Below are 13,406 nucleotides of genomic sequence, written 5' to 3' on the forward strand. Positions count from 1 at the left end.
CGAATGCCGGTCGGCTCGGCTCTCAACCCAGCTCGCAACGGGTATGGTGGGGAAGCAGCAGCTCGACACAGCGTTCCTGGTTGGCACTGACCTGCTTCTGGACCAGCGCCAGGCCGCCGAGGGGAACGCGATGCAGGTCGCCGTCGGCGAAGGGCAGGCGCTGCGAATGGGTGGCGTAGAAGCGATAATCGAGCAACGGCGAGATGGGAAAGACCCCGCGATGGCGATCGGCGTCGCCGGCAAAGCCGGCCTGGTGCAAGCGCTCGTCGAGGTGCCCGATGTCGTCGCCGAGATGGCCGCAATCGAATCCCGCATGATGGACACGTGTGCCCATCACCGCCAGCCAGCCTGCCAGGGGATGAGCTTCCGCCAGGGTTCGGTAGTCGTCCCAGCTCGGCATGGGCCAGGGGCGCCCTCCGCAGGGCAGCGAGGCGGGGCTGGTGTCGGCGCTATCGACGAGCCGCCGCAGCCGATCCCGGGGCCGGCGCTGCAGGGTTCCGAGCTGCAACTCGGCGAGTACCAGCCAGGGTGCGTCATGGTCGTCCGTGGCCAGCAGGGTGACCAGCAGGCCACGATCGGCCATGGCATAACGATGGCGAGGCTGGTAGCCGCATTGTGCGAGCAGCGGCAACAGCGCATCCATCGCCCAGGGGCCATGATTGAGCGTGAGCAGTGTCAGGTACTCCGCTCTTGCCGTTACCGGCCACAGGCGCAGCCCGCCGATATCCGGTTGATGGTGGATGTAATCCAGCCACAATTGCTGGATAAACGCTTCCCGTTGCATCCTTGATCCTTCTGCCGATCCGACGACGTCCAATGCCATTGCGAAAGCGCCGCGGCCCGCTATCGAATGTTCGTAAACACCAGGGCGCTTTCTCGTACTCGATCATGAGGATTGTAAACGGCCTGGGTGTGGGCAGATTCAACGAGGGCGCAAGCGAGGCATTCGGGCGGGGTTCGGCGAGGGAGTCAACGAAAAAAAACCGCCTGTCGGCGGCTTTTTGGGGCGTCAGCAAAGCGCTGAATGAGTCGTTCACTGAGCCGTGGTGGCCAACAGCCCTTGCTCGGTGACCCACTGGTCGAATTCGGTGAAACCACCGATGTGCGTCTGGTCGGCGAAGATCTGCGGCACGGTTTGCACCGGCTTGCCGATGGTCTTCTCCAGGTCGGCCTTGGTGATGCCTTCTTCGTGGATGTCCACGTAGCGGAAGCCTTCGATGGCGCCGGCGCTTTCCAGCTTCTCGGCGAGCGCCTGGGCACGAACGCAGAACGGGCAGGCGGGGCGGCCGAATATGACGACGAACATCAGCTGTCTCCTTGTATTTCGGAATGCATGAATGGCCAGGGTCTGTACGAAAAGGGCCTTCGCTCGTCGACTGTTCGCACAAGACCCGGGAAATGGCGCGATATTGTGACCGAGCGGCTGGCGTTTGGCCAATAGGCGCCGCCCAAAGGCCATCATTGTGTCAGCCTATCAGGCGTCACCAGGAAGAGATTTCGCTGGCGTCGGCGCGTCGCAGCAGGTCTCCCAGTTCGTCATGCAGGCCGGGACTACTGACCAGCAGGTTTTCGCCGTAAAGGTCCTCGGGGATACCGCCCGGACCGGGGTAGAGGTGGCCGGTACGGGCGCCGGCTTCCCGGGCGATCAGCAGCCCGGCGGCGAAGTCCCAGGGCGAGACGCTTTCGTAATAGGCGTCCAGTCGACCACAGGCGACATCGCAGAGATCCAGGGCGGCCGAGCCGTTGCGGCGAATATCCTGGCAATGGGTCAGGATGGCCATCAGCCGGCGCATCAGGGGAGGGCGGCTGTCACGCCGGTAGGGGAAACCGGTACCCACCAGGGCGCGCTCGAGTTGCGGTGCCGGGCTGGTCTGGATCGGTTCGCCGTTGCACCAGGCGCCATGGCCGGCCAGCGCCGTGTAGGTCTCGTCGAGGAAGGGAGCGTGCACCACACCGAGGCGCAGATGCCCTTCGCTGGCCCAACCGATGGAAACGGCCACATGGCGAAGCCCATGGGCGAAATTCACGGTACCGTCGATGGGGTCGACGATCCATAGCGCCTTGGGAGTTTCCAGGGCTTCTCGGTCCGGCGCCAGTTCCTCGCTGAGGCGTTGCTCGTCGGGGAAGTCCGTCTGCAGCCGTTCGCTGATGTAGGTGTCGACCTCGACATCGGCGTCGGTCACCAATTCCTGCCCGTCCTTGTAGCGCTGGCCGAAATCCTGGCCCGTACGTGCGTCGCGGATCATGCGGCCGGCCTGCCGGGCGATGTCCTCGGCGATTTCCAGTCGTTGCTCGGGGGTCATGGTGGCTGGCTCCTCGGCGTTGGGGTCTCGTTGCAAGCAGTGTCCTGTATCACGATCCGGCTGTCGAATGTGGTGGCCGTGGGCATAGGCAACGCAATGGGCTTTACCCTATGCTGATGACGTCGCCAGGCCATGCCACCGCGCTTTTGCAAAGCTTTCAAAACATTTTTTTACGGTTCTTGTTGGCCGTCCTTCTTACAGTTCTCCGAGGAGTCGTTCATGAATGCCAATGCCGCCAAGCCCCGTGTCGCCCTGGTCACCGGCACCAGCAGTGGTATCGGTGAGGCCGTGGTCCGCCACTTCTGCGAGCAGGGACACCAGGTCCTGGCCGTGGACTTCAACCCGGCCGGGGAGGAGGTCGCCGAACGTGCCGGCGCCGCCTTCCATCAGGCCGATCTCACCAATGGCGATGCCTGCCGGGCGGCGGTGCAGGATGCGCTCCAGCGTTTCGGACATCTCGATATCCTGGTCAACAACGCCGGCATCCAGCATGTCTCGCCGATCGAGACCTTTCCCGAGGAAAAGTGGCGCCACATCATCGACCTGATGCTGACGGCTCCCTTCCTGCTGACCCAGGCGGCCTGGCCCTCCATGCGTGAAAATGGCTGGGGGCGTATCGTCAACATCGCCTCGGTGCACGCCCAGGTCGCTTCGCCCGGCAAGGCGGCCTATGTCAGCGCCAAGCACGGCATGATCGGCCTGACCAAGACGGCTGCACTCGAGGGAGGCGATCAGGGCATCACGGCGAATGCCCTGTGCCCGGCCTACGTCAAGACGCCGCTGGTCGACAATCAGATCGCCGATCAGGCCCGGATGCACGGCATGGACGAGCAGGAGGTCATCGAGCAGGTCATGCTCAAGAACGCCGCCGTGAAGCGGCTGATCGACCCCGACGAAGTGGCCGCGCTGGTCGGCTATCTGGCATCCGATGCCGCCGGTGCCGTTACCGGCGCCAGTTGGAACATCGACCTGGGCTGGACGGCCCAGTAGTTGCCGATGCTCGTCGACGCGCATTGTCATCTGGATTTCCCCGACTTTTCCGCCGACCGGGAACGGGTGTTGGCCCGGGCCCGGGCGGCGGGTGTCGAACGCTTTGTGGTGCCGGCCACGACCCGGGAGCGATGGGGCGAGGTGCTGGCGCTGGGCGAGTGCCAGGGGATTGCAGTATGTCTCGGGCTGCATCCCTGCTTTCTCGACCGGCATGGCGACGAGGACATCGAGGCACTGGAGGAAGCGCTCGATGCCAATCCTGGCGTCGTCGCGGTGGGCGAGTGCGGTATCGATGCGCGCTTTGCCGATTCGCTGGAAGCGCAGTGGCGGCTGTTCGATGCCCAGGTACGACTGGCGCGACGGCACAATCTGCCTCTGGTCGTGCACTGCGTGCGAGCCAACGACCAGGTGGCCAAGCGGCTGCGCCAACTGGCGCCACCGGCCGGCGGGCTGATCCATGCCTTTGCCGGTTCTCCCGAACAGGCGGAAGCCTTTCGCCGACTGGGGTTCGTGGTGGGCCTGGGAGGTGCCGTGACGCATGAGCGCGCCAAGCGACTGCAGCGTGCCGTGGCGGCCTTGCCCGATGACGGCTATGTGCTGGAGACCGACAGCCCCGACATGCCGCTTGCCGGCCACCAGGGCGAGCGCAACGAGCCGGCGCGGGTAGCGGAGGTGTGTCGGGTGGTGGCCGAGCTGCGCGGCCAGTCATTCGACCGGGTGGCGGCGGACAGCTCGGCGACGGCGAACCGGCTATTCGGTTCGACCTGAGAATGTCCGCCCGGGTCAGTGTTTCTCCGCTAACTGCTCCGGATCCAGACGCTCAAGAGGATAAGGAAGCTTGAGCAGCTTGAGCTTCTGCCCGGCCACGCTCAATGGCTCCTTGGGCTCCCGCGTACTCATCACCGCCAGGATCTCGGCCTGCCCATAGGCGTCGAGTTCGGCGCTGAGAACCTCACCGAGGCGCTTGTCGGCGGCGTCGAGGACGGCGCTGCCCGGCTCGGGCAATTGCTCGCCCTCGAGCTGGGCGCGCATCAGGCGCTTCTTGACCTGGCCACGGAAGTGCGCCCGGGCAACGACTTCCTGGCCGGTGTAGCAGCCCTTCTTGAAGCTGATGCCGCCCAACGCCTCCCAGTTGATCATCTGCGGCAGATAGCTGTCGCGCTGGCTGGCGTCGAGCCAGACCAGCCCGGCCTGGATGTCGTGCAGGCGCCATGTGGCGCTGTCGACCGGCGTGACCTGGGCGGCCAGGCGCGACCAGGTGGCTTCGGCGTCCGCTGTCGGCAGGCAGAGCAGCATCCGGGTGACCGGGCCGGGATGCCCCACGACCTGGAGGGCCTCCCGCTCGACCTGCCGCCAGGCACCGGGGGGCTCCACGTCGAGCAGGGCCTCGGCCACGGCGGGGGCCTCATGGCCGAACAGGCCGATCAGGGCGAGATCGTCGCGCGGCGTCAGCTCGACCCGATAGAAGGGCGCAAACTTGGCCAGATGCTCGGCGAGGGAGGCGACCAGCTCGTGGTGCGTCAGCAAGCGGTAGTGATTCGGCGCCACGCGCCACAACTGGACGTTGGCGAGAACGCGGCCCTTGGGCGTGCAGAAGCAACCCAGCGGTGCGAACTCACCGTCGACCAGCGAGAGCTGGGCGCTGGTCTGGCCCTGGAGGAAACGTTCGGCACCATCGCCCACGACATCGAGGATGCCGAGGTGGACGAGCGGGGACATCACCGGCCCCTCCAGGGCCCGGCGAGCGGGTTCGGGAGTGTCGAAGACGACACGCGCGCCGTCTTCGAGGCGACCGCCGATTCGCGCGATCCAGTCGTTCATGTCGGGATCCTTGTCATCTGCCTTGGCGGAATGTGGAAGCAACATGCGGGCGAGGCGGCGGGAATGCAAGTGTCGCGGGCCAGTCGAGCGGGCGTCGTGCTAGACTCGAGGATCCGATGTTCGCTGCCGAATGGAGCTGCCTGCATGGCGCAATTGTCTCTACAGTTCAAGGGCGTCGAGGACGCCGATCAGGTCAATCGCATCACCACCGCCTTGATGATGCTGGATGGTGTCGAGAGTGTCGAGGTGGGACGCCATGGCGCCGATGTGGATGGTAACGTGCGTCGCCAGGCGCTGATAAAGGCGGTCCAGGCGCTCGGTCTGGGTATCGAGGTATCCTGAATGAGTATTCGGCTGCGCAGCGAACGCAACGGCCGGTTGCGTGAACGGGCCACCATCGACGGCTTCGAGGATCTGCTCGTCGACGTGCCCGAGGAATACGGGGGCGATGGCCTGGCGCCGGACCCGCATGACTACTTCGATCTCTCGCTGGGCGCCTGCAAGGCGATCACCGCCCGGATGTACGCGCGTCGCAAGGGCTGGCCCCTGGAGAGCGTCGAGGTGACGGTCAATCGCGATGAACGCGACGAGGCGCGGGGTGTCTATCGCCTCGAGGTGATCATGCAGTTTCATGGCGACCTGGACGAGACGCAGCGGGCGCGGCTCGAGGAGATCAGCGACAAGTGTCCCATCCACCGCCTGATGACGACATCCGAGGTCGAGATCACCACGCGCCGGTCGACATAGCCGCATGTCGCGACAGCAGGGAGAACCGATGAGCAAGCCGTTTCGTCTGGAATCGAAGTTCAAGCCCGCCGGGGATCAGCCCTCGGCCATCGAGGGGCTGGTGAAGGGGCTCGAAGCCGGCCTGGCCCACCAGACGCTGCTGGGGGTGACCGGCTCGGGCAAGACCTTCACCATGGCCAACGTCGTCGAGCGCCTGCAGCGTCCGACCATCGTCATGGCGCCGAACAAGACCCTGGCCGCCCAGCTCTATGGCGAGTTCAAGTCGTTCTTCCCCGAAAATGCCGTCGAGTACTTCGTTTCCTACTACGACTATTATCAGCCCGAGGCCTATGTGCCTTCCTCGGACACCTTCATCGAGAAGGACGCCTCGATCAACGATCACATCGAGCAGATGCGGCTGTCCGCCACCAAGGCGCTGCTCGAGCGTCGCGATGCGCTGATCGTGGTCTCGGTGTCGGCGATCTACGGTCTCGGCGATCCGGACCTCTACCTGAAGATGCGCCTGCACTTCAATCGTGGCGAGCTCATCGACCAGCGCGCCTTCCTGCGACGCCTGGCCGAGTTGCAGTACACCCGCAACGACATGGACTTCAAGCGCGGGACCTACCGGGTACGCGGCGATGTCATCGATATCTTCCCGGCCGACGCCGAGGACGAGGCCGTGCGCGTCGAGCTGTTCGACGACGAGATCGACCAGATCAGCCTGTTCGATCCGCTGACCGGCGAAGTGCGGGGCAAGGTGCCGCGCATGACCATCTATCCCAAGACGCACTATGTGACGCCGCGGGAAACCATCATGGGCGCCATCGACTCGATCAAGGAAGAGCTGGCGGAGCGGCTGGCCTGGATGCGCCAGCACGACAAGCTGGTCGAGGCGCAGCGGCTGGAGCAGCGTTCGCTCTACGACATCGAGATGATGCTGGAACTCGGCTACTGCAACGGCATCGAGAACTATTCCCGCTACCTCTCGGGGCGGGCGCCCGGCGAGCCGCCGCCCACCTTTTTCGATTACCTGCCGGCGGATGCCCTGCTGTTCATCGACGAGTCCCACGTCAGCGTTCCCCAGGTCGGGGGCATGTACAAGGGTGACCGTTCGCGCAAGGAGACGCTGGTGGAATACGGCTTCCGGCTGCCCTCGGCACTGGACAACCGCCCCATGACGTTCCAGGAATGGGAGCGCATCTGCCCTCAGGCGGTGTTCGTCTCGGCGACGCCCGGCCCCTATGAAGCCGAGCACGCCGGGCAGGTGGTGGAGCAGGTGGTGCGTCCCACCGGCCTGCTCGATCCCGAGATCGAGGTGCGCCCGGCCTCCACCCAGGTCGACGATCTGTTGTCGGAAGTCCGTGCACGCAGCGCGGTGGACGAGCGCGTGCTGGTCACCACCCTGACCAAGCGCATGGCCGAGGACCTGACCGAGTACCTGGATGAGCACGACGTCAGGGTGCGATACCTGCACTCCGACATCGATACCGTCGAGCGCGTGGAGATCATCCGTGATCTTCGACTCGGCAAGTTCGATGTCCTGGTGGGCATCAACCTGCTGCGCGAGGGCCTGGACATTCCCGAGGTTTCGCTGGTGGCGATCCTCGATGCCGACAAGGAAGGCTTCCTGCGCAACGAGCGCTCGCTGATTCAGACCATCGGCCGGGCGGCGCGCAATGCCCATGGCAAGGCAGTGCTCTATGGCGATCGGGTCACCGATTCCATGCGCCGTGCCATCGACGAGACCGAACGTCGACGCGCCAAGCAGATCGCTCATAACGAGGAGCATGGCATCACGCCCGAAACCGTGTCCCGTTCGGTGGCGGATATCCTCGAGTCGGCCGAGACCCCGGGACGCAAGGGCAAGGGGCGCAAGAGCGAACGCAAGGTGGCCGAGGGCGCGGCGATCTACGATCCCGATTCCCTGTCGCCGGCGGAGATACAGAAGGAGCTGACGCGGCTCGAGGATGCCATGGTCGAGGCGGCGCAGAATCTCGAGTTCGAGGAAGCCGCGCGACTGCGGGATCGCCTGCATGAGCTCAAGGAGCGCCAACTGGCGGTGGGCTGAACCGGTGGCTTGAGCCGATGATTCCTGCGGTGTCAAGCTGCCGGAAGGCAAGCGATTACGGTATGATAACCGCTCCTTGAAGCCCGCCGCCGGCGTTTCGGGTCGGTACAGAAGCGGGCGCGTCGACCCACAAAGGAGCGACTTGCTCATGACCGTGATCCGCCAGGACGACCTCATCCAGAGTGTCGCCGACGCCCTGCAGTATATCTCCTACTATCATCCCAAGGACTTCATCGATGCCATGGCGGAGGCCTACGAGCGGGAGGAGAATCCTGCCGCCAGGGACGCCATCGCCCAGATCCTGATCAATTCCCGGATGTGTGCCACCGGTCATCGCCCGATCTGTCAGGATACCGGCATCGTCACCGTCTTCGTGCACGTCGGCATGAACGTGCGCTTCGAGACGGACATGAGCCTGGATGACATGATCAACGAGGGGGTGCGTCGGGCCTATCTGCTGCCCGATAACGTGCTGCGTGCCTCGGTGCTGGCCGACCCGGACGGCAAGCGTGCCAATACCCGTGACAACACGCCGGCGGTGATTCACCACAAGCTGGTGCCCGGCGACACCGTCGAGGTGCATGTGGCCGCCAAGGGCGGCGGCAGCGAGGCCAAGTCGAAGTTCGCCATGCTCAATCCCTCCGATAGCGTGGTCGACTGGGTGCTCGAGCAATTGCCGAAGATGGGCGCCGGCTGGTGCCCGCCGGGGATGCTCGGCATCGGCATCGGCGGTACCGCCGAGAAAGCCATGGAGCTGGCCAAGGAATCGTTGCTCGATCCCATCGACATCCAGGAACTCCAGGCTCGCGGGGCTTCGAACCGCGCCGAGGAGCTGCGTCTCGAGCTCTACGACAAGGTCAATCGGACCGGCATCGGTGCCCAGGGCCTGGGCGGGTTGACCACGGTGCTCGACATCAAGGTCAAGGACTATCCGACCCATGCTGCCAACAAGCCGGTGGCGATCATTCCCAACTGCGCGGCGACGCGTCACGCCCACTTCACCCTGGACGGTTCCGGCGCGGCCGCGCTGCCGGCGCCCAAGCTCGAGGACTGGCCGGAGATCACCCGCGAGGCCGGCGACAACGTCAAGCGCGTCGATCTCGATGCGATCACCGCCGAGGAGATTCGCACCTGGCAGCCCGGGGACACCCTGCTGCTCAATGGCAAGCTGCTCACCGGCCGTGACGCCGCCCACAAGCGCATGGTCGACATGATCGCCAAGGGCGAGCCGCTGCCCGTGGACCTGAAGGGGCGCTTCATCTACTACGTGGGCCCGGTGGATCCGGTCGGTGACGAAGTGGTGGGGCCGGCCGGTCCGACCACGGCGACCCGGATGGACAAGTTCACGCGGACCATGCTGGAGCAGACCGGCCTGTTGGGCATGGTCGGCAAGGCCGAGCGTGGCGAAGCGGCCATCGAGGCGATTCGCGACAATCAGGCCGTCTACCTGATGGCGGTCGGCGGCTCCGCCTACCTGGTGGCCCAGGCAATCAAGCAGGCGCGAGTGGTCGGCTTCGAGGACCTGGGCATGGAAGCGATCTATGAGTTCGAGGTCGAGGACATGCCGGTGACCGTGGCGGTGGACAGCGCGGGCACTTCGGTACATCAGACCGGGCCGGCAAAGTGGAAGGAGATCATCGCCGAGCGCGCCTGATCCGTTACAGAGTAGCGTCCGCGACTGCGCATGACGGCCCCGTCGACTGGCGGGGCCGTCGTCGTTGCGCGTATGCTATGGCCCGTCGATCATCGACGACCCGCGTCTTTATCCCACGGAAAGGGTGTGAGCATGGCTTCCTGGTTGTTCGGCGTGCTGATTCCGACGATTCATCTGCTCGGCATTCTGTCGGCGGTACAGGCCTTGATGTCCAGCCGTACGTCCCAGGGGGCTATCGCCTGGATCATCTCGCTGGTGACCGTTCCTTATCTGGCGGTGCCGGCCTACTGGGTGTTCGGCAGGCCGAGATTCTATGGCTATGTATCGGCGCGCGGCGAGCGCGATTCCGTGCTGCGTCGGGTGCTGGCGCGCTACCGCAACCTGGTCGAGCCTTACCTGGCCGGCGCCAAGGAAGCCGACGTGCTGGCCGTGGAAAAGCTGGCGATGATGCCGCTGACCAGTGGCAACCGCGCGGAGCTGCTGGTGGATGGCGAAGCGACCTTCGAAAGCCTGTTTGCGGGCATCGACCGTGCCGAGCAGTATGTTCTGGTGCAGTTCTTCATCGTGCGCGACGACGCCCTCGGCCACGAGCTCAAGCAGCGCCTGAAGAATGCTGTCGCGAGAGATGTACGCGTCTATTTCCTCTATGACGAGATCGGCTGTCACAAGCTGCCGGAGCGTTACCTGCGCGATCTGCGTGGGGCCGGCGTGGCGGTCAGCGCCTTTCACTCCTCCCGCGGCGTGAGACACCGCTTCCAGCTCAACTTCCGCAATCACCGCAAGATCCTGGTGGTCGACGGTCGCGAAGGCTGGGTTGGCGGGTTCAATGTCGGCGTCGAGTATCTGGGCCAGAACCCCAAGCATGGCCATTGGCGCGATACCCATCTGCGCCTGGCGGGCCCCAGCGTGCTCGGCCTCCAGGAAGCCTTCTGGGAGGACTGGCACTGGGCGACGGGTGAGGTGGCCAGCCTGACCTGGACGCCACAGGTCACCTGCGAGGAAAGCCAGAATGTGGTGATCGTGCCCTCGGGACCGGCGGATCCGCAGGAAACCGCCAGCCTGCTGGTGCAACATGCCATCCACAGTGCCCACGAGCGCCTCTGGGTGACCAGCCCCTATTTCGTGCCGGACCACAGTGTCCAGGATGCCCTGAGACTGGCCGCCATGCGCGGGGTGGACGTGCGTATCATGATGCCGGAGCGCCCGGATCATCTGCTGGTCTTCCTCTCGGCCTTTTCCTTCTTGCCCGACATGCTGCGTGCCGGCGTGAGGGTGTATCGCTACCAGCCGGGCTTTCTGCACCAGAAGGTCATCCTGATCGATGACGTGGCGGCCAGCGTCGGCACCGTGAATCTCGACAATCGCTCCTTCCGGCTCAATTTCGAGATCACGGCGGTGGTGCCGGACCGGCGTTTCGCCGCCGAGGTGCACGAAATGCTCGTGCACGATTTCACTGCCTGTCGGGAAGTCACGCTCGAGGAGATCCAGTCCCGGGCGCTGTGGCGCAAGTTGTTGTCCCGTGCTGCCTATCTGCTCTCTCCGGTGCAGTGATTCGCTTGGGATGGGCGAGCGGCTGAGGTAAATTACGCTCACGCCGAGCATACCGACCGACTCCGGAAGAGTCGTCCATGTATCAGTGATCGGGAGTCGTGGTGAACCTCGAGACCAAGTGGCTGGAAGATTTCGTCGCCCTGGCCAACACGCGTAGTTTTTCTGGATCGGCGCGACAGCGCCACGTCACTCAACCGGCCTTCAGCCGGCGCATCCGTTCGCTGGAGCAGGCGGTGGGCGTCACCCTGGTCGATCGCTCCACCACGCCGGTGGATCTCACCCCGGAAGGGCAGTTGTTCCTGGTGACCGCGCGCAGCATGGTCGAGCAGCTCAACGAGAGCCTTGGCCACTTGCGGGGGCTTTCCATGGCCAACGAAGCCCTGGACATCGTGGCCGCGCACTCCCTGGCATTGAGCTTCTATCCGCAGTGGATCTCCCGCCTGCAGAAGGGCGTCGGCGAATTGCCGACCCGCCTGGTGGCCATGAACGTGGGCGATGCCATTCATGTGCTGCGCGAAGGCAACTGCGACCTGATGCTGGCGTACTATGATCCCTATGCCAGCATGCAGCTCGACGCCGAGGTCTTTCCCTCCTTTTCCATCGGCCAGGTCAAGATGCTGCCGGTCTGTCTGCCGGATACCCGGGGGCGGCCGCGTTTCTCGCTGGACAGCGGCGAGGCGATTCCCTATCTCTCCTACACCCAGGGGGCCTTCCTGGGGCGCAGCGTGCGCATGCTGCTGAAGAATGACCCGCTGCGCATGCGCCTGCGGACCGTCTACGAGACCGCCATGGCCGAAGGGCTCAAGGGCATGGTCATGCAGGGTGTGGGCATGGCCTGGATCCCGGACTTCTGCATCCGCCAGGAACTCAACGATGGCCGGCTGGTGCGGGCGGGCGGCGAGCAGAACGATGTGCCGCTGGAGATCCGCCTGTATCGTTGCTCGCTGGTGCACAAGCCTGGCGTGGAGAAACTCTGGCGGCAGATGATGAAGCTGCCGAGGGATTTCCTCCAGGCCTGAACATAGCGTGATTGCCTGCTGTGCCCGACACGGAAATTCCTGTCCCCTGGGCCGGACCCTTCCCGTCAGGGACTGCTGAAGTCGGCGGGCAGGCCCAGAAAGTTCTGGATGATAAAGAAGTGGTCTTCGAACAGGGTATCCGGCTCGAGGTCGGCCAGCGGGACCCAGCGCGCATGGTCGCCACCCTTGACCGGCTTCAGGCGGGGTAGCTGCTGGTCCGGACGCAGGGCGAAGTAGAAGGCCTCGGCCAGGGTTCGGCCACGCCAGCTTCGGTGCGGCTCGTCGAAAAGCCGCTGGCCGCGCAACGAGCCCTTGAGCACGGGTTCCGGCACCTTGAGGCGTACCCGTTCGCGAAGTTCACGCAGGCAGGCATCCAGCAGGCGTTCCTGCGGATTGATGAAGCCTCCGGGCAGGGCAAGGAGCCCCTTGCCCGGTGCCGCGGTGCGCTTGACCAGCAGGATGTGGCCGGATTGCACTACCACCGCGCTGACGGTGACGAAGATCGGCGGGTAGGGCGCCTGTGCCCAGGCACGCCGGTATTGATCCAGCAGGCCCTGCTCCTCGACCAGCTGTTGATAGGCCTCGGTCTCGAGGAATTGCTTGATGCCGTCGATCACGCCGGGCGGGAGCTCATGGGAGGCGCCGGCGCTGGCGTAATCGGCGGCGGCGATCGGTGAGCGGAACAGCCGCTCGCGGATCTGGCTGGCCGAGATGCCCTCGACCATCGGCACGCTGACCGACTCCCATTGGGGGAAGAGCGAAAGATAGTAGCTCGATTGGCCGCGACTGGCGCCGATCAGGCCGATGCGCGGCAGTCGGGCATGGCTGGGAGAGGCGATGTCGCGCACCTTGCGCTGCACATCACGAACCCAGACATCGTTGTTGTAGAGGGCGTCAAGCAGCGGCACGATCTCGAGGCGTTCGTTGTCCTCGTCGTCGAAGGCGCTGCGCAGCATGCGGCGGCGTTCGTCGAAGCGCCAGGGGTTGCGCAGCGAGCGGGCCTGCCAGGCGGAGCCGATCAGCACGATGACCTGGCGGGCACGCTTGAGGGCCTGGTGGATGACCGCCAGATGGCCGAGATGCGTGGGCTGGAAACGGCCGATGAAGACCAGACAGTCGAAATCGTATTCGTGGGGTTCGGCGTCTGGCGTCGCGGTCATGGCATCGCTCCAGGCAGGCAAAGGCCCATTATGGTGACCCGTCTTTGAGCACGCAATTCTCTGTCCGTGCCGCGGCTTGCCCCTGCACCTCGGTGACAGGCTTCGGTATGC

13 protein-coding genes are annotated in these 13,406 nt (G+C 64.9%); 8 read left to right on the forward strand and 5 right to left on the reverse strand.

What is annotated here, in order from left to right:
• Positions 1-22: 22 nt before the first annotated feature.
• From HELO_RS08435 to HELO_RS08445, 3 genes are all read right to left on the reverse strand, one after another.
• On the reverse strand, positions 23-784 hold the full coding sequence (locus HELO_RS08435) for a VOC family protein (RefSeq protein WP_013332295.1): 762 nt from the start codon (positions 782-784) through the stop codon (positions 23-25).
• Positions 785-1,033: 249 nt separating this feature from the next.
• On the reverse strand, positions 1,034-1,306 hold the full coding sequence (locus HELO_RS08440; protein ID WP_013332296.1) for a GrxA family glutaredoxin: 273 nt from the start codon (positions 1,304-1,306) through the stop codon (positions 1,034-1,036).
• Between the two features lie 175 nt (positions 1,307-1,481).
• A complete protein-coding gene (locus HELO_RS08445; protein ID WP_013332297.1) occupies positions 1,482-2,303 on the reverse strand; it encodes an inositol monophosphatase family protein in 822 nt (273 codons plus the stop codon).
• 219 nt (positions 2,304-2,522) lie between these two features.
• Here HELO_RS08445 and HELO_RS08450 point away from each other — a divergent pair, with 219 nt between their 5' ends.
• Together HELO_RS08450 and HELO_RS08455 are read left to right on the forward strand one after the other, a co-directional pair.
• On the forward strand, positions 2,523-3,293 hold the full coding sequence (locus tag HELO_RS08450) for a 3-hydroxybutyrate dehydrogenase (RefSeq protein ID WP_013332298.1): 771 nt from the start codon (positions 2,523-2,525) through the stop codon (positions 3,291-3,293).
• A gap of 6 nt (positions 3,294-3,299) precedes the next feature.
• Positions 3,300-4,061, forward strand: a complete 762-nt coding sequence (locus tag HELO_RS08455) for a TatD family hydrolase (RefSeq protein WP_013332299.1) — start codon at positions 3,300-3,302, stop codon at positions 4,059-4,061.
• 15 nt (positions 4,062-4,076) lie between these two features.
• Here the strand turns inward: HELO_RS08455 and ygfZ are convergent, their stop codons facing one another.
• Positions 4,077-5,114 carry a CAF17-like 4Fe-4S cluster assembly/insertion protein YgfZ gene (ygfZ, locus tag HELO_RS08460; protein ID WP_109637407.1) on the reverse strand — a complete coding sequence of 346 codons (1,038 nt, stop codon included), beginning with the start codon at positions 5,112-5,114 and terminating at the stop codon, positions 4,077-4,079.
• Positions 5,115-5,258: 144 nt separating this feature from the next.
• Between ygfZ and HELO_RS08465 the strand changes: the two genes are divergently transcribed.
• From HELO_RS08465 to HELO_RS08490, 6 genes are all read left to right on the forward strand, one after another.
• Positions 5,259-5,456, forward strand: a complete 198-nt coding sequence (locus HELO_RS08465) for a hypothetical protein (RefSeq protein ID WP_041602020.1) — start codon at positions 5,259-5,261, stop codon at positions 5,454-5,456.
• Positions 5,457-5,861 (forward strand): OsmC family protein, encoded by a 405-nt coding sequence (locus HELO_RS08470; protein WP_013332301.1) that lies wholly within the window; start codon positions 5,457-5,459, stop codon positions 5,859-5,861.
• A gap of 28 nt (positions 5,862-5,889) precedes the next feature.
• Entirely contained in the window at positions 5,890-7,911 is a 2,022-nt protein-coding gene (uvrB, locus tag HELO_RS08475; RefSeq protein ID WP_013332302.1) for an excinuclease ABC subunit UvrB, read from the forward strand.
• A gap of 148 nt (positions 7,912-8,059) precedes the next feature.
• Entirely contained in the window at positions 8,060-9,565 is a 1,506-nt protein-coding gene (locus HELO_RS08480) for a fumarate hydratase (protein WP_013332303.1), read from the forward strand.
• A gap of 132 nt (positions 9,566-9,697) precedes the next feature.
• Positions 9,698-11,116: a cardiolipin synthase gene (cls, locus tag HELO_RS08485; protein ID WP_013332304.1), complete on the forward strand. Its 1,419-nt coding sequence runs from the start codon at positions 9,698-9,700 to the stop codon at positions 11,114-11,116.
• 101 nt (positions 11,117-11,217) lie between these two features.
• The gene (locus tag HELO_RS08490) at positions 11,218-12,135 is read left to right on the forward strand and encodes a LysR substrate-binding domain-containing protein (protein WP_013332305.1); all 918 of its coding nucleotides are present in this window, start codon (positions 11,218-11,220) and stop codon (positions 12,133-12,135) included.
• Positions 12,136-12,200: 65 nt separating this feature from the next.
• Here HELO_RS08490 and HELO_RS08495 read toward each other — a convergent pair whose 3' ends face one another.
• The gene (locus HELO_RS08495; RefSeq protein WP_013332306.1) at positions 12,201-13,295 is read right to left on the reverse strand and encodes a bifunctional nicotinamide-nucleotide adenylyltransferase/Nudix hydroxylase; all 1,095 of its coding nucleotides are present in this window, start codon (positions 13,293-13,295) and stop codon (positions 12,201-12,203) included.
• Between the last annotated feature and the right edge of the window lie 111 nt (positions 13,296-13,406).

Origin of the sequence: Halomonas elongata DSM 2581, assembly GCF_000196875.2 — a bacterium.
In the GTDB taxonomy this organism is placed as follows: domain Bacteria; phylum Pseudomonadota; class Gammaproteobacteria; order Pseudomonadales; family Halomonadaceae; genus Halomonas; species Halomonas elongata.

Bases quoted from the DNA above. Each gene is read 5' to 3' on its own strand.
- HELO_RS08435 (WP_013332295.1), bottom strand. From the start codon at position 784: ATGCAACGGGAAGCGTTTATCCAGCAATTGTGGCTGGATTACATCCAC.
- HELO_RS08440 (WP_013332296.1), bottom strand. From the start codon at position 1,306: ATGTTCGTCGTCATATTCGGCCGCCCCGCCTGCCCGTTCTGCGTTCGT.
- HELO_RS08445 (WP_013332297.1), bottom strand. From the start codon at position 2,303: ATGACCCCCGAGCAACGACTGGAAATCGCCGAGGACATCGCCCGGCAG.
- HELO_RS08450 (WP_013332298.1), top strand. From the start codon at position 2,523: ATGAATGCCAATGCCGCCAAGCCCCGTGTCGCCCTGGTCACCGGCACC.
- HELO_RS08455 (WP_013332299.1), top strand. From the start codon at position 3,300: ATGCTCGTCGACGCGCATTGTCATCTGGATTTCCCCGACTTTTCCGCC.
- ygfZ (WP_109637407.1), bottom strand. From the start codon at position 5,114: ATGAACGACTGGATCGCGCGAATCGGCGGTCGCCTCGAAGACGGCGCG.
- HELO_RS08465 (WP_041602020.1), top strand. From the start codon at position 5,259: ATGGCGCAATTGTCTCTACAGTTCAAGGGCGTCGAGGACGCCGATCAG.
- HELO_RS08470 (WP_013332301.1), top strand. From the start codon at position 5,457: ATGAGTATTCGGCTGCGCAGCGAACGCAACGGCCGGTTGCGTGAACGG.
- uvrB (WP_013332302.1), top strand. From the start codon at position 5,890: ATGAGCAAGCCGTTTCGTCTGGAATCGAAGTTCAAGCCCGCCGGGGAT.
- HELO_RS08480 (WP_013332303.1), top strand. From the start codon at position 8,060: ATGACCGTGATCCGCCAGGACGACCTCATCCAGAGTGTCGCCGACGCC.
- cls (WP_013332304.1), top strand. From the start codon at position 9,698: ATGGCTTCCTGGTTGTTCGGCGTGCTGATTCCGACGATTCATCTGCTC.
- HELO_RS08495 (WP_013332306.1), bottom strand. From the start codon at position 13,295: ATGACCGCGACGCCAGACGCCGAACCCCACGAATACGATTTCGACTGT.